Source organism: Agrobacterium vitis, from assembly GCF_013426735.1.
GTDB classification, from domain to species: Bacteria; Pseudomonadota; Alphaproteobacteria; order Rhizobiales; family Rhizobiaceae; genus Allorhizobium; species Allorhizobium vitis_D.
This window is the reverse complement of sequence record NZ_AP023273.1, coordinates 261221-282871: the sequence shown is the minus strand read 5'-3', so window position 1 is coordinate 282871 and position 21651 is coordinate 261221. Positions and strand designations below refer to the sequence as shown.

18 protein-coding genes are annotated in these 21651 nt (G+C 58.4%); 7 read left to right on the top strand and 11 right to left on the bottom strand.

Features of this window, described 5'->3' with window-relative positions; all coding sequences use genetic code 11:
• Positions 1-9: 9 nt before the first annotated feature.
• From H1Y61_RS18630 to H1Y61_RS18580, 11 genes are all read right to left on the bottom strand, one after another.
• Entirely contained in the window at positions 10-915 is a 906-nt protein-coding gene (locus H1Y61_RS18630) for a sugar phosphate isomerase/epimerase family protein (RefSeq protein WP_180575007.1), read from the bottom strand.
• On the bottom strand, positions 912-2057 hold the full coding sequence (locus H1Y61_RS18625; RefSeq protein ID WP_180575006.1) for a sn-glycerol-3-phosphate import ATP-binding protein UgpC: 1146 nt from the start codon (positions 2055-2057) through the stop codon (positions 912-914). The genes H1Y61_RS18630 and H1Y61_RS18625 overlap by 4 nt, the downstream gene beginning before the upstream one ends.
• Before the next feature lie 37 nt (positions 2058-2094).
• Positions 2095-2982 carry an ABC transporter permease subunit gene (locus H1Y61_RS18620; RefSeq protein ID WP_180575005.1) on the bottom strand — a complete coding sequence of 296 codons (888 nt, stop codon included), beginning with the start codon at positions 2980-2982 and terminating at the stop codon, positions 2095-2097.
• A 7-nt stretch (positions 2983-2989) separates the two neighbouring features.
• Entirely contained in the window at positions 2990-3880 is an 891-nt protein-coding gene (locus H1Y61_RS18615; protein WP_180575004.1) for a carbohydrate ABC transporter permease, read from the bottom strand.
• 76 nt (positions 3881-3956) lie between these two features.
• Entirely contained in the window at positions 3957-5300 is a 1344-nt protein-coding gene (locus tag H1Y61_RS18610) for an extracellular solute-binding protein (RefSeq protein ID WP_180575003.1), read from the bottom strand.
• 179 nt (positions 5301-5479) lie between these two features.
• Positions 5480-6322, bottom strand: a complete 843-nt coding sequence (locus tag H1Y61_RS18605; RefSeq protein WP_180575002.1) for an ABC transporter permease — start codon at positions 6320-6322, stop codon at positions 5480-5482.
• 3 nt (positions 6323-6325) lie between these two features.
• A complete protein-coding gene (locus H1Y61_RS18600; protein WP_180575001.1) occupies positions 6326-7204 on the bottom strand; it encodes an ABC transporter permease in 879 nt (292 codons plus the stop codon).
• A complete protein-coding gene (locus H1Y61_RS18595) occupies positions 7201-8298 on the bottom strand; it encodes an ABC transporter ATP-binding protein (RefSeq protein ID WP_180575000.1) in 1098 nt (365 codons plus the stop codon). Before H1Y61_RS18595 ends, H1Y61_RS18600 begins: the two co-directional genes overlap by 4 nt.
• A gap of 137 nt (positions 8299-8435) precedes the next feature.
• On the bottom strand, positions 8436-9611 hold the full coding sequence (locus H1Y61_RS18590) for an extracellular solute-binding protein (RefSeq protein WP_174112503.1): 1176 nt from the start codon (positions 9609-9611) through the stop codon (positions 8436-8438).
• Between the two features lie 194 nt (positions 9612-9805).
• On the bottom strand, positions 9806-11551 hold the full coding sequence (locus tag H1Y61_RS18585) for an amylo-alpha-1,6-glucosidase (protein WP_180574999.1): 1746 nt from the start codon (positions 11549-11551) through the stop codon (positions 9806-9808).
• 16 nt (positions 11552-11567) lie between these two features.
• The gene (locus H1Y61_RS18580; protein WP_235680937.1) at positions 11568-12584 is read right to left on the bottom strand and encodes an ROK family protein; all 1017 of its coding nucleotides are present in this window, start codon (positions 12582-12584) and stop codon (positions 11568-11570) included.
• Between the two features lie 502 nt (positions 12585-13086).
• On the opposite strand from H1Y61_RS18580, the gene H1Y61_RS18575 reads away from it, so the two are divergent.
• The 7 genes from H1Y61_RS18575 (at position 13087) to H1Y61_RS18545 (ending at position 21488) form a co-directional block, all read left to right on the top strand.
• Positions 13087-14988, top strand: a complete 1902-nt coding sequence (locus H1Y61_RS18575) for an ABC transporter substrate-binding protein (protein WP_180574998.1) — start codon at positions 13087-13089, stop codon at positions 14986-14988.
• Between the two features lie 94 nt (positions 14989-15082).
• On the top strand, positions 15083-16069 hold the full coding sequence (locus H1Y61_RS18570) for an ABC transporter permease (protein WP_174112506.1): 987 nt from the start codon (positions 15083-15085) through the stop codon (positions 16067-16069).
• A gap of 9 nt (positions 16070-16078) precedes the next feature.
• The gene (locus H1Y61_RS18565; RefSeq protein ID WP_180574997.1) at positions 16079-17218 is read left to right on the top strand and encodes an ABC transporter permease; all 1140 of its coding nucleotides are present in this window, start codon (positions 16079-16081) and stop codon (positions 17216-17218) included.
• Positions 17219-17226: 8 nt separating this feature from the next.
• Positions 17227-18261 (top strand): ABC transporter ATP-binding protein, encoded by a 1035-nt coding sequence (locus H1Y61_RS18560; protein ID WP_235680936.1) that lies wholly within the window; start codon positions 17227-17229, stop codon positions 18259-18261.
• On the top strand, positions 18258-19289 hold the full coding sequence (locus H1Y61_RS18555) for an ABC transporter ATP-binding protein (protein WP_180574995.1): 1032 nt from the start codon (positions 18258-18260) through the stop codon (positions 19287-19289). The genes H1Y61_RS18560 and H1Y61_RS18555 overlap by 4 nt, the downstream gene beginning before the upstream one ends.
• A gap of 156 nt (positions 19290-19445) precedes the next feature.
• Positions 19446-20102 (top strand): response regulator transcription factor, encoded by a 657-nt coding sequence (locus H1Y61_RS18550; protein WP_180575204.1) that lies wholly within the window; start codon positions 19446-19448, stop codon positions 20100-20102.
• 3 nt (positions 20103-20105) lie between these two features.
• Positions 20106-21488 (top strand): sensor histidine kinase, encoded by a 1383-nt coding sequence (locus tag H1Y61_RS18545; protein WP_180574994.1) that lies wholly within the window; start codon positions 20106-20108, stop codon positions 21486-21488.
• The last annotated feature ends 163 nt before the right edge of the window (positions 21489-21651 follow it).

The window sequence follows — 21651 nt, the reverse complement described above, 5'->3', positions numbered from 1 at the left end:
GTCACCAGATCAGCGCAGGTTCACCAGCTTTGCCAGGTCGCGGGCGCAGTCCAGGCAGCGGGGCTGCTGGTCGAGGAAGCGTTCAGCGCCGATTTCCATGATCAGCATGGTGTCGGGCAGGAAGGTGAGTTCGGCAAAGATCTCGTCCCAGGCGATATCGCCCCAGCCGAGCGGAAGATGCAGATCGCCGATGCCGAGTGCCGTTGCTTCCGCGTTATGGAAGAATTCCTTCATCGTATAGGGCAGGCCAAAGCTGTCATGGACGTGAAGATGGCCGGTCACCGGTGCCATGGCGCGCAGCTGCTCGCGGAAATCCAGTCCCTTGAAGGTGGATTCGATATAGGCATGGGAGAAATCAATCAGGGCGACGACATGGTCATGGCCGATGGCCTTGACCGTTTCAGCCACTTGGCTCGGCGTCTGGCGATATTGGCCGGTCTCGGTGGTGAAGATGTTTTCAAGCGCGATGCGCACGCCATAACCCTTGGCGATATCGGCCATTTCCAACAGGGCCTCGCGCTCCATCTTGTCGAGATCCGCGCCGTCAACACCTTCTACCGGCTGGGCGGCACCCGAATGATGGACGAGAATGCCGGCGCCAAGACGATCGCACAGTTCCAGCATGGCGCGAACCACGTTCTTTTGCAGATGCAGATGCTCGCGGTCCATGAAATTGGAGCTGACCTGGCCGTGCAAGGATAATTTCTTGAAGCTGTATTGGCTGACAATGTCAGCGACGCGCTGGGTGCGATCTTCGATAATACGGCCACCGGAGATGATTTCTTCGCCATAAATGCCGATTTCGCAGGCCGTCGCACCGGAATCGGCGATTTCGCGTAGTGAGACGTCCAGTGTCGTCAGGTCGCCCTTGCCGGTGCGATTGCAAAAGCCGATGGCGGAAATGATGTCGGTCATGAAAGAACTCCAGAGGGTTGATGCGATGGTATTTGGCTGTTGGCGAGGCTGTTTGCCGCGCCCGTCACGGGAGAAAAGTCGATCCGCTTCTGGCTCTCGGCGTCAAAGAAGTGCAATTGCTGCCGCGGCAGCAACAGCCCGATCGTGTCACCAGCCGAGACCTGCGCTTCTTCGGGGACAGCAATGGCAAAGGGCTGGCCAGCCAATTCGCAATGGACGACGCGGCCAACGCCCAGTTCTTCGACGAATTCGATGAGTGCCGGGACGCCCTGGCCGTGGCTGGCAAGACGGCATTGTTCCGGGCGGATACCGACGATCACATCTCGTCCTCTCAGCGCATGAGCGACGACCGGATCGATTTCGACCGCTGCACCACTGATGCGAATGGTGGAGGTTTCCACTTCGACGCGGGCATCGAAGAGGTTCATGGCTGGTGAACCGATAAACGAGGCAACGAAGGTCGTGGCCGGGCGATGATAGATGTCGAGTGGTTTGCCGACCTGTTCCACATGGCCACGGTTCATCACCACCAGCCGGTCGGCAAGTGTCATCGCTTCCACCTGGTCATGGGTCACGAAAACCGATGTGGCTGACAAACGCTGGTGCAGTTTGCGGATTTCGGCGCGCATGGTGACGCGCAGCTTGGCGTCGAGATTGGACAGTGGTTCATCGAACAGAAACACCTTCGGCTCGCGGATGATGGCGCGGGCCATGGCGACACGCTGGCGCTGGCCACCGGAAAGAGCGGCGGGCCGACGGTCAAGATAATCCTGCAAGCCGACGATTTTTGCGGTCTCAGTAATGCGCCGGTCACGCTCGGCTTTGGCAACGCCCGCCACTTTCAGGGCGTAGCCGATATTGCCAGCCACCGACATATGCGGGTAGAGCGCGTAATTCTGAAACACCATGGCGCAACCGCGTTCGCGTGGTTCCAATGTGTTGACGACACGGCCATCGATGGCGATTTCGCCTGAGGTAATGTCCTCGAGCCCGGCGATCATTCGCAGCAGCGTGGATTTGCCACAGCCGGAGGGACCGAGAATGACCACGAATTCCCCTGATCCAAACAGCAGATCTATGCCATGCAGGGTTGGCGTCTTGCCGTAGCTTTTGCGCACCGCGCGGATGTCGATATCAGCCATTGTCTTTGAACCTTGTTGTTGCAGGCGCTTTTCAGCGTCACTTTTCCGTGGAGACCAGACCGCGCACGAACCAGCGTTGCAGCACGGCAACCACAACCAGCGGCGGGGCCATGATCATCAGGGAACCAGCGAGGGTTACGTTCCAGTCGGGGATGCCGTTATCGGACGGCAGCAGTGAGCGCAGCGACATCATCACCGTCTTGTAGTTCGGATCGGTCACCATCAGCAGCGGCCAGAGATACTGGTTCCAGCCATAGACGAACATGATGGTGGTCAGCGCCAGCATGTTGGTGCGCGAAAGCGGCAGTAGCATTTCAAAGAAGAAGCGGATCGGCCCGGACCCGTCCATGCGCGCCGCCTCGGCCAATTCATTGGGGAGAGTCATGAAAAATTGCCGGTAGAGAAAGGTGCCGGTTGCCGTGGCGATCAGCGGCAGGGTCAGGCCCGCATAGGTGTTGAGCAGGTTCCACTCGATCTTGATGTCGATGCCAAACAGCGTGGACAGGATGGATTTGACCGGCTGCAACAGATCGGCTGCCACCGCATAGGTCGGCACGACCCGGACTTCGAGCGGCAGCATCAGGGTGATGAACACGCCCCAGAAAAACACGTGTTTCAGCGGCGTGCGGAAAAACACGATGGCAAAGGCGGTCATGGCTGACAGCGCGACCTTTCCGAGCGTCACCAGGGCCGCCATAATCAGGCTGTTGGTCATTGCCGTGCCGAGATCGGCCCGCGACCAGGCCTGTTTGGCATTGGTCAGGAACTCGCCTTGCGGCAGGAAGCTGAAGGGAACGGCATTGACCTGCGGCATTGTCTGGCTGGCGCCAGCGATCACCACGATGAATGGTCCGATCAGCAGCAGGAAGCCCAGGACCATGATGAGATAGGTGAAGGCATTGGCAATTGGTGTGCGCTGGATCATTCCGGCCTCACTTGTAATGCACGCGCTTCTCGATGAAGCGGAACTGGATGAAGGTGCAGATCATGATCAGCCCGATCAGAATGATGCTTTGGGCCGATGCGCCGGAATAGTTGAGACCCTTGAACGCCTCATCGACGATCCGGTAGACCATGACTTCGGTGCCGTGGTTCGGTCCGCCGCCGGTCATCGAATGGACGATGCCGAATGTGTCAGCACCAACGAAGCCTTCCGTCATCATAGTGACGAGCAGAAAAAACAGGGTGGGCGCAAGCAGCGGCACCTGCACATCGAAGGCACGGCGCAAGGGACCGGCGCCGTCCATGGCGGCCGCTTCACTAAGCGCGCGCGGTACAGATTGAAGGCCGGCCAGCAGGAAAATGAATGTATAGCCCGACCATTTCCAGATGAAGACGATGATAACAAGCGCCAGCGCATGGCTGCCGTATTTGGCCGGGTTCCAGAGATCTGGAGAAAAGGAATTGACCATAGCCGCCAGCCCGCGATCGGGCGCCAGGATAAAGCGGAAGGCGATACCGGCAGCCGGTCCGGCAATGGCGAAGGGCAGGATGTAGAAAAACCGAAAGAAGCCGGTTCCTGGCAATTGCCGGTCAACGGCAAGCGCCAGCACAAGTCCGATCAGAATGGCGAAGAAAGGACCGAGTGTCGCGAAGATCAAGCTGACAGTGACCGAATTCCAGTAAAAGGGATCGGTCAGCGCTTCCCTGAAATTGGCAAAGCCAACGAATTCCGCCGCACCGCCAAATGGAGGCTCAAGGGTGAAGGCCCAGTTCACCACGGCAGCCACTGGCCAGTAGAAGAACAGGATGATCAGAATGATCTGCGGCAGCGCAAACAGGATAGGCAGCCACCAGTTCTTGAAAACGGCGCGTTGTTCCATGTCGTGACCAATATGCTGGAATGAAGGAGGAAGCCTGCCGATGCGGCAGGCTTCCGGGAGCAAGGGCAGCTGAGGCTTAGTTCAGCTTCTGACCGGCATAGGTTTTCTCAAAGCGGCGCAGGATGGCATTGCCGCGCTCGACCGTCTGGTCCAGCTGGGTTTGCACATCGGCATTCTGCATGAAGATCGCCTCAAACGAGGTCGAGACTTCCTTGCGGATCTGGGTGAAGCTACCCAGGCGGATACCGCGGCTGGTATCGGATGTCGGCGTGTAGGTCAGGCTGGCAATGGCCAGTTCGCGGCCCTTGTAAGGTGCCTTATCGTAGAAACCATTGGCTTTCATGGCATCGAAACCGGTCTTGGTGACAGGAATATAGCCTGTGACCGTTGACCACCATTGTACCATATCCGGCTGACCGAGGAAGTTGAGGAAGGCGGCTGCCCCCTTGTATTCGGCTTCCGGACGACCGGCGAGAACCCAGAGCGAAGCACCGCCCACCAGCGAATTCTGGCGCTCCGTACCCTTCCAGACCGGCAGCATGGCGACATCCCATTTGACGTCAGCGGGCAGTGTCTTGCCGACGGTGCCGTGGTCGGCAATCGACGACTGGATCATCTGGCAAGTCTGCGAGGTGAAGGCCGGAACGACATCCATGCCGAGCTGCTTGGTCTTGACCACGAACAGCTTCTCATCCTGCATCTTCTTGAAGAATTTTACATGATCGACGAATTTGGTCTTGTTGAACACCAGTTCGGAATCGAGACCCTGATAGCCATTGGCCTTGGTGGCGATTGGCTGGTTATGGATGGCGGAAAACTGTTCCAGCATCGACCATGGATCGAAATTGAAGCCCAGCGGGCATTCATAGCCAGCGGCCTTCAGTTTGCGGGCTGCTTCCTCGACATGTTCCCAGGTATCCGGCTTGAAGGTGATGCCAGCCTTCTCAAACGCGCTGACATTATAATAGAACATCGCGGTCGAGGAGTTGAACGGGAAGGACTGCAATTCGCCGCCAGCCGTGGCGTAGTAATTGGCGATGCCGCCGAAATAATTGTTCCAGTCGATCTTGTAGCCATTGTCGGCCATCAGCTTCTTGGCTGGAATAAAGGCCTTGGACAACATCAGGTCCAGCGTGCCGGCATCGTAGATCTGGGCAATGGCTGGCTGCTTCTTGGCGCGGTAGGCGGCAATGGTGTTTTGCAGCGTGGTATCGTAATCGTTCTGAGAGGTGCAGACGATTTCGAAATTGGCCTGGCTGTCGTTGAACTTGCGGCAGGCGTCCTGGACGCGCTCGCCAAGGTCGCCGCTCAGGCCATGCCAGAATTCGAACTTGACCTTTTCGGCCATGGCCGGTGCTGCCCCCAGCGTCGTGGCAGCCAGCAGGCCGGCCAGCACGGTTTTCAAAGCGTAGTTTTTCATCGCAAATGCCTCGTTTTCAGGAAAACAATTCCGCTTTACCCCCGGAAATTTAGGGGTTTCTAGCGGGCATTTGTGATGGCTCGACTACGCTTCCATGACGCTTGCGTGAAGATTTTTCGTCTGATTGATGACAGGCTAATCTACTGCGTCGCCTGTCTAGCACGGCGCAGTAGAAAGCTTCACGCCGTCGGTTGCTGTTTTGCTCTGGCGACGATTTGCGTCGGGCTAACGAATTGCAGGGCAATGACCAGCCAGAACAGGGTGGTGACCATATAGACCACCGCCATCGCATCAATGGATTGCGATGCGCGAACCCCGGACGCAAAGACTGCATAGTAGAGCGAGACGACCAGCGTTTGCGTCGTCGGCCCGGCAATCAGGAAGGTCAGCTCGAACATGGCGATGGTGCGCACCAGCACCAGCAGCAGGGCGGCCAGCATGCCCGGCAACAGTAGCGGTAGCAGGATGCGGGTAAACAGGCTCCAGGTACCGGCGCCGAAGACCTTCGCGGCGGCCTCGATGCGTGGATCGATCTGCTCGATGAAGGGGATCATCACTAGAATGACGAAGGGCAGCGACGGCACGAGATTGATCAGCACCACGCCCCAGAAGCTCCCGCCAAGGCCGACCTGATAGAGAACCGTTGCCAATGGAATGCCATAGGTAAGCGGCGGCACCAGAAGCGGCAGCAGGAATGTGAGGATGACCAGCTTTTTGCCGGGAAAATCCCGCCGCGCCAGCGCATAGGCGGTCATCACTCCGAGCAGGCCGGAAATGATCACCACCGTAAAAGTGATCTGGAAGGTGACGGCAACGACGCTGGATAGCTGAAACTCGCTCCAGGCATCGGAATACCACCGCGTCGTCCAGCCGGTCGGCAGCCAGGTGCCCAGCCAGCGCCGGGCAAAGGAATTGACCACCACGGATGCAATCACCGCCACGAGGTTGAGAATGAACAACCCGGCGAGCGCCCAGACGGCCATACGCCAGAGTTTTGAGCCGATGCCCTGATCGCGGATCATGATCTAGCCTTTCGTTCCGGCGACGGGGCCGCGATAGAAGAGGGAGCGCAAGGCCAGGATGGCCGCGACGATTGCCAGTTCGATAACGCCCATGATGATGGCGATGGCCGAGCCCAGCGAATGATTATATTGCTCGAAAGCGGCCTGATAGGCAGCAATCGAGATCACCCGCGTTGGCCCGGCGGGTGCGCCAAGCAGAACGGCGGACGGAAACACCGCGAAGGCCTGCACGAAGGACAGGCAGAAGGTGACGGCAAGACCCGGCACCAGCAGCGGCAAAAACACGCTCATGAAGCGCTTGCGGGCATTGGCCCCCAATGTCGCCGCTGCCTGTTCAATAGCCGGATCGATGCCGGTGACGTAGGAGAGCGTCAGCAGGAAGGCGAAGGGGAAGCCTGAAATCAGCAGCGACGCAAACACGCCCCAGTAATTGTTGGTGAGCTTGATTGGCGTATCGAGAATGCCGATCAGGATCAGGCTGCGGTTGAACCAGCCTTGGGGGCCGAGAAAGGTCAGCAGGCCGTCCGCAATGAAGACGGTGCCGAGCGTCACCGGCAGCACGAGAATGGTGGTCAGGAAACGCTGGCGTGTCATCAGCCGCACCCGGAAGGCAATCGGCAAGGCAAGCGCCAGATTCACGACCGTGACCGGCAGCGCCAGCCAAAGCGTGGCGGAAATGGTCTTGTATTGAAACGGATCGGTGAAGAAGGTGACGTAATTGGTGTACCATGCGCCGTCGGTGGGTGTCAGCGAGTCGATCACACCATAGATGAACGGATAGATGAACAAGGCGAGGATGACCAGCAGGCCCGGCAGGACCAGCAGCGTCGTGCCGTCTATTCCCCTGGCTGCAAGCGAGACACGAAGGGAAGACTGGCTCATGCATCCCCCTTAAAGATCAGCGCCCGGCCTTCTGCCGGACGCACGCTGGTGACGGTGCCGCGTGGTAGCAAGATATCCGAGCGAAAATGAACCTCTGCGCCGTCGCTGGCTTCTGCGGCACCAAAATAGGCTCTGCCACGATATTCCATGGATTTGACGGTCACTGGAATGCCGCTGCCATCCCGGACGGCGATCATATCCTCGGGCCTGACGCTGAGCACAGCCGCATCGCCGACCTGAACCGGCTGGCGGGGGGTGCCGACAGTGGTTGCGCCCGCCGCTTCGATCTGGGCCTCATCACCGGATACGGCTGTGACCCGCCCGGCAATCCGGGTGCGAAAGCCCATGAAATCGGCGACATCGACATGGTTTGGGCGCATGTAAAGATCTTCCGGCGTGCCGATCTGGCGGATATGGCCCTGGCTCATCACCACGATCCGGTCGGCCATCGACAGCGCCTCGTCCTGATCATGAGTGACGTAGATGGTCGTGGAGCCGATCTGGTCGTGAATGGCGCGGATATCGGCGCGCATTTCCAGCCGCAGCTTGGCATCCAGGTTGGAAAGCGGCTCATCCATCAGCACGACCGGCGGGCGGATGACGATAGCGCGGGCAATGGCGACACGCTGCTGCTGGCCGCCGGAGAGTTGTCCCGGCAATTTATCCGCCTGCGAACCGAGACGCACCAGATCGAGGGCTGCTTCGATGCGACGGTCGGCTTCCGTGCCTTTGATGCCTTGCATGGACAGGCCGAAGCCAACATTGCGCCGCACGGTCATATGAGGAAACAGGGCGTAGCTTTGGAAGACCATGCCAAACCCGCGCTTTTCCGGCTCCAACTGGTCGATGCGCTGGCCGCCGATCCGGATTTCGCCACCGGTTAGCGGCAGAAGCCCGGCGATACAGTTCAGCGCCGTGGATTTTCCGCAGCCGGAAGGGCCGAGCAGCGCGATGAATTCGCCCGGCTCGATGGCGAGATCAATACCGTCCAGCGCCTTGTAGGCGCCGAAAGCGCGGCGAAGGGCGACAAGCTCAAGCTTTGCCCCCTGTTTGGGCTGGGCAGCCTGCGTCGATAAGGGGGCTGGCGCGACCACGTTACTCTCCTGTCTGCGGAAAAATCATAGGCAAGCTTCCCCGAACCCGGAGATCCGAGGGAAAAATATGTGAGAGACTGCGTATAGGCCCCGCCGCGCCAAGGCTCTGCGGGGCAAAGGCCCGGCGGGGCAAAAGCTCAGCCCTTGGCGGCGCCGATTTTTTCGTCCCAGATGCGGAAGGCATCGACGATTTTCGACGGGTCGAGCGGGACTTCAAGCGGGTTGTTGGCGATCCAGCCGTCATATTCCTTGCGGCCAAATTCGGCGATGGCGTCCTGGCTCTTCTGGGGCGCCATGGAAATCGTCACATCCTTGACCGCCGGGCCGGGATAGAAATAGCCATCATCAAAGGCAATCGCTTGTTGCTGCGGCTGAAGAATGAAATTGATCACATCCAGCAGGACGGCGAGCTTTTCTTCCGAAACACCCTTCGGAATGACGGCGTAATGGGCGTCGGTGACCCAATGGAAGCCTTTGAGGGTCGCCACCTTGGCTTCTTCCGGCACAATGCCGAGCACGCGGGGATTGATATCCCAGCCGGTGGTGGTGACGACGATATCGCGGGTACCTTCACCAAGCTCTTTCATCACCTGCGTGGTGCCGGTGCCGTAATATTCGACGTTTTCGCCGAGTGCCTTCAGGTAATCCCAGGTCTTGGCCCAGCCATTGACCGGATCTTTCGGGTCCTTATCACCCAGCAGGTAAGGAAGGCCCATCAGGAATGTCCGGCCTGGGCCGGAATTGGCGGGGCGGGCGTACATGAAGCGCTTGGGATTGGCCTTTGTCCAGGCCAGCAGTTCCTCGGCAGTGCCCGGCACCTGCTTGACCCTGTCAGGCATATATTCGATCAACGGCCCAGACGGATAATAGGTGACGACGACGCCCTGGTTCTGGGCCAGCGCCTGCATCTTGAAGGCCTGCGGCAGCAGAATTTTCTCAAGATCGGGCAGGTCTGCCTTATGGGCGGACAAATCGACCCAAAGCCCTTGAGAAAGGCCAGCGGCCAGCGCATCCGTACCGGTCAGTACCAGGTCGATATCGACTTTTCCGGCTGCCTGCTGCGCCTTGAGCTTTGATGGCAGTTCCGGGGCCGGGGCCTTTGTGAAGGCAAAGCGCGACACCCATTGCGGCTTTGCCGCGGCATATTTCTCAAACATGCCCTGGGTCAGCGCCAGATTGCCGGCCACATCAGCGACGGTAACCGTGACAGGACTTGCCGGTTGTTTGGGGGCCGCTATGCCAAGACGCGGCAACAGGCCGAGCCCGGCCACACCAGCAGCCGTGCCCATGAATGTTCTTCTATTGATCGTCACCAACATATCCTCCCAGATTTCCACCCTCAGAAAGGGCTCCCGAAGATAGTGATATGTTAGTATGCGACTTGATGTCAACGTATAGATGCAGGCATATTATCGTGACGACATATATCCTGCTATTCAGAGCTGCCCTGGGAGAAGGCAATAGGAGCCCCATAAGCCCGAGTAGCCATTGCAAATGGCTCCTCGTCTCAGGCGATGTGGCCAGTGGCAATCGCCGCTTCAACCTGCGGTCTGTATTGCAGGATGGCGGCGGCGTGCATGCCGGTCCAGCCCTGAAGCAGCGAACCGCGCCCGAAGGGCGGTGAGAAATACTCGACCGAGCCGATCCAGCCGTTTTCAAGGCTGGTCTGCCACCAGCGCAGCATCGGATAATCCCAGCCATCCATCCCATATTTTAGCCGCTGTTCGGCATAGAGACCGGAAAGATAGGGCCAGTCGGACCCATTGTGATAGCGATAGGCAAAGGCGGACTTGGCGCGGGTATCAGCGGGTCGCTTGAAGGGCGGCCAGGCGCACATCACACCCCAGTCGCCATAGGGCTGGCGGGCATTGTTGCGGGTTTCCAGCAGGGCGGCGACATGGTCAAGCACGGTTTTGGCGCGTTGATCCGAAACGGCATCGAACCGCAGGAGCGTCAGGCTGTCGAGTGTCAGGTGATCTTCGACGAAATCGCTTTTCAGGCCGTAATCGGCATACCAGCCATGGGGGGTGAGAAGCGCTTCGTCCAGCGATGCGCGGGCGGTGATTGCCGTCTGCTTTGCCTCTTTGGCCAAAGCCTCGTCCTGATGAATGCCGAATTTAGCAATCGCATCCAGCGCGCCGAGCCAGAGCCCGAGATCATAGGCGACATAGCCATGGCGATAGACATTGTCGGCCCAGTCACGGTCGTGCCGTGGCTTGATGGGCAAGCCGTTTCCAGCCGTGTCGAAGCCCTGATAGCGGCGGAAAATCGCTTCGATGGTTTTCCAGTGACGGGTAAGGACGGTTGTGTCGCCGGTGGTGCGGATATAATCGCCAATCGTCAGGATGAAGAACAGCGGACTGTCGAAATGATCGCTCCACCAATCGGTGCGCCGCAGATGTTCCATCTTGTAGTCATCAGACGTCGTGCGGAATTTCTCCCACTCCTCGCCCTGTTTCGGACCGGTCAGAATGACGCCGCTCGGGCTTTCGCCATCGGGCTGGATACCGGTTGCCAGCAGGTCGATCTGGCCACGGACGGCCTCCGGTTCCAGATGCAGCAGGGCCTGCAAGGTCCAGTAGCCGTCGCGGTAATAGGTGCGGGTCGGGGCGCTATAGGCCTGGCCTGCGGCAAGCCCCAGAAAGGAACCGTCTTCGGCACGGCGAATGCTGGAGAGCGAGGCGTGGGCGCTCTGGATTGCCATGCTGCGCATCAACGGTGGGGCTTGGGGCAGCAGGTCGCAGCGCGTGACATGCGCTTTGCTCTCGGCGATGATCGTCTCAACGGGCAGGGCCATGCCCCGTTCGGCTTCCGCGTCGCTGGCACCTGCGGCAATGACGATCACGCCGTCGCCTTTGTCTTCGACAATGGCCACGCCCCATGGTGTACGGATGATCCGCCTTGCCCCGCTGCGCGTCACTTTTTCCGGCTTGGTCAGCGTGCCCCACCAGGCGCAGCGGCGGGCCGGGCGTGCGGATTTTAAATGGCTGCCGGTCAGCACCAGGACCGGGGCGGATTGGGCGACATAGAGGCCATGGTCTTTGCCAGTCATTTGGTTCGGCGCGTAGATGAACGGCCCGGTCCAAGGGTGAAGGGCGATGTTTGCGATCCGGCCGCAACCCCAGAGTGACAGTTCAAGCCGTCCTTCCGGCAGAAAATCACCTTGCAGGCGCGGTGCCATGAACGCCAATTGCAGGGGCAATTCGCTTTCGACAAGTCCGTCTGGCCGTGCCTTTGCCTTGGCTTTATCCATGTCTCTCCCCTGTCTGTTATAGGTTTTTCGCATCGGATTGTCCGGGATGCGGGACGCGGTTTTTCAAGGCCAGCGCCACAGCGCCAATCATCCCTGCCTGCACACCGAGCTTGCTTTGTTTCAACGGGCTTTCGAAGGGCAGCAAGGGTTGCAGATGCGCCTGTAGAAGCGTGAAGAATTCTGGCTGGGAGCCGATGCCGCCGCCAATCACCGTGACTGCCGGGTCCAGCAGCGCATGCACGGCGGCGATACCGATCGATGCCTGTTTTGCCACGCTATCGATAGCAGACCGGGCCTGTTTATTGCCTGATCGTGCCAGCGAAAACAGTTCGGCAACGGTCTCGCCGTCTGTTGCGAACCTTTGGCGGATGCCGCTGGTGCCGACGCCATCCTCGTAAAGTCCGTTTTCCGACAAGGGGGCTGTCTCATGAGGTGCCGCGCCCACAGGCAGGTAGGCAATTTCGCCAGCCCGGCCAGCCGCCCCACGCCAGGGCTCTCCATCCAGGACAATGCCCATGCCAACGCCGGTTCCGAACGAAACGAATACAAGTGAGCCAAGCCCTTGACCCGCACCTGCCCATGCTTCGCCATAGGCCGCGAGATTGACATCATTTTCCACCGTCACCGGGCAGGAAACGAAGCGCGACATCAGGTCCGCGAGGGGACGGTCAACCGGCAGAGCCAGATTGGGAGAAAGCGACGAGAGGCCGGTTTGAGGATCGACGGCGCTCGGAACGCCAATCACGACATTGTCCAACTCTTGCGCCAACGCACCGGCGTCCGACAGGAGAGCCGTAATCAGTCTTGCCATTTGCGCGAGAACAGGTGCATCTTCACCGTGCTGGGTGGGCTCTTCGCGTGTGGCAATGATCTGTTCCTGGGTACGGGCAATACCGGCCAGAATTTTTGTGCCGCCAAGGTCGATGCCGATAACCCACCCATTGCCGAGGCTGCGGCCAGAGACCCGGTCACGCCCCCTAGCGTTTTCGCGGGAGCTTTCGGTGGTTAGCAAATGCTTCGCCGAGTTGGGCACAATTGCATTTCCTGTTTTGTTCGGTGTGTTGACGAACTATTATGAGGTGATATTTGCCCTGTCAAGTCTCTCTCGCTAAGAGGCAGGACATCGCCTGGTTGCCACTCAAATCTCGACCCGACCAATGCAATCGCGCTGGTTGGCGGGCTTTCACGCCGCTCCACGAATTCGCTTGACACATAACGGCAAATCCTATTTCGTTCGTCATGTCAACGAACCAATTAAGAAGTTCCAGGGCGTTTGTGATCCGGTTTTGCCTGGCGGAGGTGTCCGGACAAGACGATGACATACTGCATGATTGCGTCGGGTCTTCAGGATTCGAGCGGGAGATTATGCAGGCGAAAGAAAATGCTACAGCGATTTTGTGGATGTGGTGACCGCATGGCGCTGTATTTCCCATCATTCGCCGTCTCACCTGCAAGGGAACAGCAAGGTGAAACCGGCCCGTGCAATTGCGTGAACCAAAGCTTGCGTTCACCGGCGGCCATCAGGAGGAAGTTCGATGCAGAAAAGCGTTTTGAAATGGGTTGGCGGTGGGTTTGGCGTCATGCTGTCGCTGAGCAATGCCTATGCGTTCGGCGAGGCGCCGATGCTGAAGAGCCAGGTCGATGCGGGCAAGCTCCCGCCGGTCGAACAGCGCCTTCCCAAGAAGCCCGCCATAATCCCTGTTTATAACGAGATCGGCACCTATGGCGGCACGCTCCGGCGCGCCTATAGCGGCATCGGCGACCGCATGGGTTCCACCAAGCTGATTGAAGAACGCGCCTTGAAGTTGCAGCAATCGTCCGACGGCAAGGTCGATCTGGTGCAGCGTTTCGTTGAAAGCTGGTCGGCCAATGCCGATTCCACCGAATTTACCTTCACGCTGCTCGATGGCATGAAATGGTCCGATGGCGTGCCGGTCACAACGGAAGATGTGAAATTCTGGTATGAGGATCTGTTCCTCAATACCGATCTCAATCCCAGCCCTCCCGGCTTCCTGTTTTCCGGCGGCAAGCCGATGAAGCTTGATATTGTCGATGCGCATACGTTCAAGGTCAGCTTCGCCCAGCCTTATGCGCTGTTTCCCTATGTTCTGGCGGTTCAATCGACGGGATGGCCGGGCCTCGACAAGCCAAGCTTTATCCAGCCAGCCCATTATCTGAAGAAATTTCTGCCGAAATACAGCACGCCGGCAGAGCTGGATGCCATCGTCAAGGCCAAGGGTGTTCCCAACTGGCGGGCGCTCTGGGATCTGAAGGGCGTGATCCAGGCCTGGTGGCTGAACCCGGATCTGCCTGTCGTAACCGCCTGGAAGGTGGTGACGCCGCCACCGGCCAGCACCATTGTTTTCGAGCGTAATCCCTATTACTGGGCAACCGACAAGGCCGGAAACCAGCTTCCCTATATCGACCGGATCGAAGCAAAGCTCTTTCAGGATCATCAGGCGGTTGGCCTGATGATCGTCCAGGGCCAGATCGACTTCCAGTCGCGGTTTGTCGAGGCGCGGGATTACCCGCTGCTTAAAGAGAATGAAAAGGCTGGCAATTACACCGTTCACCCTTGGAAGAGCGGCGAAAACCTGGCGATCATTCCCAATATCAACGATACGGACGAGGTGAAGCGCAAGCTGTTCGACGATATCCGGTTCCGTGAAGCGCTCAGTATCTCCATCGATCGTGAAGCGGTCAACGAAACCGTGTTTTCCGGCCTGGCCGTGCCAAGGGCAGCGGCGCCTGCCAAAAGCTCTCCCTATTACGATCCGGAATTCGAGACCAAATGGACAGCTCTCGACGTGGACCGCGCCAATACGCTGCTGGATGAGATCGGCCTGAAAAAGGGTGCCGACGGGTTCCGCACCGGGCCGGACGGCAAGCGACTCAGCCTGGTGATCCAGACCATCGATGAGAACATCCCGCCTGAGATGGTCGAGGTGATCCGCCAGGGCTGGCAGCAGATCGGTATCGAAGGGCTGATCCGCTCCGTCGATGAAACCGCCAGCCTTCAGCACATCAAGACTGGCGATTTCGACATTATCACCGCCTATGCCGACCGCTTGCTAATGCCGCAGGCCGATCCGACCCTGCTGCTTGGCCGGGAATCCTACGCCAACGCCTATTTCGAATGGTATAATTCCAATGGCAAGAGCGGCACGGAACCGCCGAAGGACCATCCGATCCGCAAGCTATTTGCAGCCTGGACGGCGGCGGCAAGCTCCAAGACCATGGACGAAGCCAATCAGCACATGAAAGAGATGATCGATGTGATGAAGGCTAATGTCTGGATGATCGGTATCGTCGGCGAATCCGTGACGCCCTTCGTGGTCAGCAACAAGATCGGCAATTTCCCCGATGTGATGACCAATGAAGAGGCGCTGCGCAATGAAGGCAACGCCATTCCCGCCCAACTCTACTTCAAGAAGTGATCGGGCAGCGGTGGCCTGCCCTGTGCAGGCCGCTGCCTTGCCGGGTTTTTCCGCCGGGGCGTGACCGAACGGTGCCAACTGTCGAGAGGACGCGATGACATCCTATATCCTGAACCGGTTTGCCTGGGCCATTCCCATGCTGTTCCTGGTTTCCATCGCCGCCTTCACGGTCATCCAGCTGCCTCCGGGTGATTACGCCACAGCGCTTGTCGCGGAAATGCGGGCGAATGGCGACACCCCGCCTGACGGCACCGAGGAACGGTTGCGCCATCAACTCGGACTGGATCGTCCGATGTATGAGCAATATTCGCAGTGGATCGGCAATATCGTTCTGCACGGCGATTTCGGCACCTCCTTGACCTACAATCAGCCGGTCTCAAACCTGATTTGGGGCCGGTTGGCCTTGACGCTGGCAATCTCCTTTTCATCGCTGTTGCTGACCTGGGTGATCGCCATCCCGATTGGTGTCTATGCGGCTGCACGCCAATACTCGTTCCTTGACTATTTCTTCACCGTTTTCGGCTTTCTCGGCCGAGGCTTTCCGGAATTCCTCTCGGCCCTGATCCTGATGTGGTTGGCCTATTCCTGGATGGGCATGAATGTCGGCGGGTTGTTTTCGCCACAGATGCAGGATGCGCCCTGGAGCCTTGCCAAGGTCATCGACATGCTTGGCCATCTGTGGATTCCGCTGCTGGTGCTTTCGACCAGCGGTGCGGCTGGCCTGATCCGCATTGTGCGCGCCAATATGCTGGACGAACTGAACAAGCCCTATGTCGAAACCGCGATGGCGCAGGGCCTGACGGAATGGAGCGTTATCTGGCGCTATCCGGTGCGGGTGGCGCTCAATCCGTTCATTTCCACAATCGGCTGGGCGCTGCCTGCGCTGATTTCCGGGGATGTCATCACATCCGTGGTCCTGAACCTGCCGACCACCGGACCGCTGCTGCTGCGCGCGCTGCAAAGCCAGGATATGTATCTGTCGGGAAGCTTCATCCTCATTCTCGGCGTCTTCACGATCCTCGGCACCATTGTGTCCGATATCCTGCTGGCGATCTCCGATCCGCGCATCCGCTACCGATAGGAGCAGACCATGACCAATGTAACGCTCAACGACATGGATGAGGCCCGACCCGAGGCGGGGCGCGCGGAAAAACTCTACCAGGCCAGCCCCCGGCAATTGATGTGGTGGCGCTTCAAGCGCCATAAAGTGGCGATGGTTTCGGGGATTATCCTCATCCTGGCCTATCTGGTCACCGGACTAGCCGAATTCACGGCGCCCTATGATGCATTCCAGGGCAATGCCCGTACGACATTGCTGCCGCCCCAGGCACTGCATCTGTTTGACGAGGAAGGAAATTTCCACGGTCCCTTCGTCTATGCGACGACCCGCACCCGCGATCCCGTAACCTTGAAGCCGATGTACAAGCCGGATACGTCGAAGATCGTGCCAATCCGATTTTTCGTCCGGGGACAGACCTATCGATTCTGGGGCCTGATCGAGGGGAACCTGCGTCTGTTTGGTGCTGCGGGGCAGGACAAGATCAACCTGCTCGGCACCGATACGCTGGGACGCGATGTGCTGTCGCGGCTGATCTATGGCGGGCGCATTTCGCTATCGGTCGGGTTGATTGGCGTTGCCGTCAGCTTCGTTCTCGGGCTGACATTGGGGTCGATTTCGGGCTATTTCGGCGGGATCACCGACAATATCGTCCAGCGGAGCATGGAGTTTCTGCGCTGTATTCCGACCATCCCGCTGTGGATGGGGCTTGCCGCAGCTCTGCCGATCACCTGGGACCCGCTGTTTGTCTATTTCCTCGTGACACTGCTGTTGTCGCTGATCGGCTGGACTTATGTGGCCCGCACCGTACGGGGCCGGTTCCTGTCGGTAAAGAACGAGGATTTCGTGCTGGCCGCCCGGTTTTGCGGGACATCTGAAGCGAAGATCATCACCCGGCACATGCTGCCTTCGATGACCAGCTATATCATCGCCGCGCTGACCCTTTCCGTGCCGGACATGATCCTTGGGGAGACGGCATTGAGCTTTCTTGGCCTTGGCCTGCGTCCGCCGGTGGTCAGCTGGGGTGTGCTGCTGCAAGAGGCGCAAAACCTGCGGACAATCTCGCAGGCACCCTGGTTGCTGGCACCGGGGGCGGCCATCGTCATTGTCGTCCTAGCCTTCAATTTCCTTGGTGACGGCCTGCGCGACGCAGCCGATCCCTATAGCAAATGAGTGAAGACATGCCCGCAGAGAACGAAAAGCCTGTTATCGAGATCGATAATCTCAAGGTTCATTTTCAGGTTAGAGAAGGCGTGGTCAGGGCAGTCGATGGCGTCAGCTTGAAACTGATGCCGGGCGAAGTGCTTGGCATCGTTGGGGAAAGTGGTTCTGGAAAATCGATTACGGTGCGGGCCATCATGCAATTGCTGCCCAAGGTCGGCAAGATCTCCGATGGCCAGATTCTGTTCAATGGGGTTCCCGGCAAGACGACCGACATCGCCAAGCTGGATCGCAATGGCCGCGACATGCGCGCCCTGCGCGGTGGCCGGATCGGCATGATCTTTCAGGAGCCGATGACGGCATTGTCGCCGGTCCATACCATTGGCCATCAGGTGATGACGCCGATCCTGCTGCACAGCCAAGGCAGCAAGGCGGATGCCGAAAAGCGTGCCAGGGAAGTGCTCGATATGGTTCGGCTGCCGCGCATCGATGAGATGATGCGCAGCTATCCGCACCAGCTTTCCGGTGGCATGCGCCAGCGCGCCATGATCGCCATTGCGCTCGCCTGCCGCCCGCAGGTGCTGATTGCCGACGAGCCGACGACAGCTCTGGACGTCACCACCGAGGCGCAAATCCTTGATTTGCTGAAGGAGTTGAGGGCAGAGCTTGGCATGTCGATCATCTTCATCACCCATAATTTCGGTGTGGTTGCGGATATCGCTGACCGGGTGTCGGTGATGTATCTCGGCAATGTTGTGGAGACGGGCAGGACGGAGGATATTTTCTACGATCCGAAACATCCCTATACGCGGGCATTGCTCAATTCTATTCCAAGGCTTGGGGCCGCAAAACAGCACCGGCTGAACACCATTCCCGGCATGATCCCCGATCCCTTCAACCTGCCCGACGGTTGCGTGTTTCATCCCAGATGCGGGCTTGCCAGGGATGGGGACTGTCGCCGGATATACCCAGCCGTCACCCGGATTGATGACGAGCGGATGGCCCGTTGTCATGTTGTTGCGGAAGCGATGCAAGCAGGGAGTGCCGCGCGATGACGGAGCTATCCATGGCACCTGACCTCCTGATGGATGTCGCCGATCTGAAGAAACATTTCCCGATCCATTCCGGCTTTCTCGGACGACAGACCGGCGCCGTGCGTGCGGTGGAGAATGTCAGTTTTCAATTGCGCAGAGGGGAGACCCTGGGACTGGTCGGCGAAAGCGGCTCGGGCAAATCCACTGTCGCCCGGCTGCTGCTGCGGGCTTTTCCGGTCACGGAGGGTCGGGTGACATTCCGTCGCCGCAATAGTTCGCTGATCGATATCGCCAAGGCGGGTAATGCCGAGATGCGCGAGCTGCGTGACGAGGTCCAGATGATCTTTCAGGACCCGTATTCATCGCTCAATCCGCGCCTGCGGCTGCTGGAAATTATCGGTGAGCCGCTGATCAACAAGAAGGTGGCGAAATCGGAAATCGAGGACCGGGTGGCAGAGTTATTAAAGCTCGTTGGTCTTCGCCCCGAATTCATGAGCCGTTATCCGCATGCCTTTTCCGGCGGTCAGCGCCAGCGTATCGGCATTGCCCGGGCGCTTGCCGTCAATCCCAGTTTCATCGCCGCCGACGAAGCAGTTTCGGCGCTGGATGTTTCGGTCGCGGCCCAAGTCGTCAACCTGATGCAGGATTTGCAGGAACAGTTCGGCCTGACCTATCTGTTCATCACCCATGACCTGTCGATGGTCGAGCATATCGCCAACCGCGTCGGCGTCATGTATCTGGGCAGGCTGGTGGAAATTGCCGATACGGCAAGCCTGTTTGACAGGCCGCGCCATCCCTATACTGAGGCCTTGCTGTCGTCTGTGCCGCAGCCCGATCCCCGCGCCAATGCCGCCAAGAAGCGGATCATCCTCAAGGGTGAAATCCCCAATGCCGCCAAGCCGCCCTCCGGCTGTGTTTTTCATCCCCGCTGTCCCTATGCCACCGACATTTGCCGCCAGGTGGAGCCGCAGCTGGAGGCGCTAGCTGGCAGCGATAATGCCGTGCGTTGCCATCGTGCCGCGGAACTGGATCTGGCGGGTGTTCGCTGAAAGGCTCACGAAAGACGATGACCCTGCGCCGATCCAGCTCCTTGCGTAAATGTGACTCGATTTGCAGCACAAACTGTGCAGTAGAATGCGCGATTAGCCTGGAGTGGACGTTTGGACGTTTCTGTGCCGGGCACAGCATATGTGAGAGTATCGGCATTGCGGATTCTGGTGGTCGAAGACGACGTCATTCTGGGCTCTTCCCTGAAGAAGGCCTTTGAGAAACACGCCTATGGCGTGGACCTGATGCGGGATGGCGAAACCGGGCTGCTGGCCATTCAGGATAATGACTATGCCGTTGTTATTCTGGATGTAAACCTGCCGAAGGCCAGCGGTTTCGAGGTGGTTCGAACCTTGCGTGCCAGCGGCAACAAGGTTCCTGTTCTGCTGCTGACGGCGCTCGACAGTATCCGCTCGCGGGTCGAGGGGCTGGATGAAGGGGCCGACGATTATCTGGTCAAGCCTTTCGATCTGGACGAGCTTCTGGCCCGTGTTCGAGCGCTTGCCCGCCGGTATGAAGGGCGCACCGAGACCTTGATCCGTTGCGGCAATGTCGAGCTTGACCCATCCGCGATGATCGCCCGCCAGAATGGCACGCCCCTGCATGTGGCTGGCAAGGAGTTCCATCTGCTCAAGCTGCTGATGGAGCGTGCTGGGCGCTACGTCACCAAAAGCGATATCGAATACGCTCTTTACGATATTTCGGCCATGGTTGAGAGCAATACGATAGAAGTGACGATCTACAGTCTGCGCAAAAAATTGGGCGCCGATTTCATCAAATCCATCAGAGGCGTCGGCTATATGGTCGAGCGGTGACACGTGACACTCAGTCAAAGACTGTTCCTGAGAATTCTGCCGACACTGATCATTACAATTGCGCTGGTCGGCGCCTTTGCATATCGAAGCGCCGACCGCGAGATCGAAAATATCTATGATGCGGAGTTGATCAACGACGCCAACACGCTTTGGGTCCTGCTTAACCATCCGCTGGCCAAGAATGAGGACAAGCCGATCGTCCAGATCCCAGATCTGGATTTCAACATGGACGACCAGCTGTCCCTGAACGAGGATGCGGACGACTACGCCGATGCTCACGCCTTTCGGGCTTGGAGAAATGGGCATCTGGTCATGGTCAGCAGCAATTCCTTTCCCGAGTCCGTCCCGGAATTCAAACGCGGCTTTTCCAATTTCAAGCTAAACGGTGAGGCTTGGCGGGTTTATACATTGCCCATTCCCAATTCTCCCGTGACCATTGAAGTTGCCGAGAAAATGGCACTGCGCGACGGGTTGGTCGCCAATATCATTCTCAATCTGTCCTTTCCATTGATGATCCTGGTTCCGGCCATCGCCATTGTTGTGTGGTTCGTCATTCATAACGGCCTCAATCATATCCGGGTGCTTGTCCGTCAGATCAGGTCGCGTACGCCGGACGATCTTTCGGCAATTTCCACCGATGGTTTGCCGCGCGACCTCATTCCTCTGGTCGGCTCGCTCAATCAGTTCATGGAAAAGCTGCGCATATCCCTGACGCTCGAGCGCCGCTTTGCCGATCTCGCCGCTCATCAATTGCGTACGCCGCAGGCTGGCATAAAACTGCTGCTGCAATTGATCGAACGGTCCGATTCAGAAGAAGAGCGACAGGCGTTGATGAAGGATCTGACCGCCAGCAATGAGCGAGCCATGCATCTGATCGAGCAGATGCTCAATCTGGCCCGCGTTAGCCACCAGCCTCTGAACCTGCAACAGACCAATCTCTTCGATCTGGTTGCCAAGGCGCTGGCGGATTTCGGACCAATCTTCAACGACAGACGTTTGCAGGTAGAGCTTTCTGGCGATGAAGAGGCATTGGTGGCGACTGACAGCACCTTGTTGCGAATGATGATCGACAATGTCGTTGACAATGCCATCAAATATTCGCCGGATGCCGGTGCAATCGAGGTTATGATTACGTCCAAAGAGGACTGCTGGTGCGTTTCAGTCAATGACAGCGGACCGGGCATTCCTGTTCAGCATCGCGACAAGGTTTTCCAGCAATTCTACCGGTTGCCGACAACAGAGCGTGAGGGGACCGGGCTTGGCCTTGCCATTGCTGCGGCAATTGCGGGCCGCCTTTCGGTTGATATCGAATTGGGTGTGCCGGACTGGGGCTATGGCTTGCGCATGGACCTGCTTGTGCCAGCGGGGACGCTCACTGCGGCTTGATCGGCGGGTTGCAGTCATAGGATGCAAGTAAATGATTATAAAGCATAATTTTTAAGTCAACGAAGACACGCCGAGGCTGGTTGGCAAAAAAAATCGACATTTAAGTTTCACTTCATTTTCGTCTAATCCAGCTTTCAGGTCCCGGTTCTAGGGTTCTTTCACA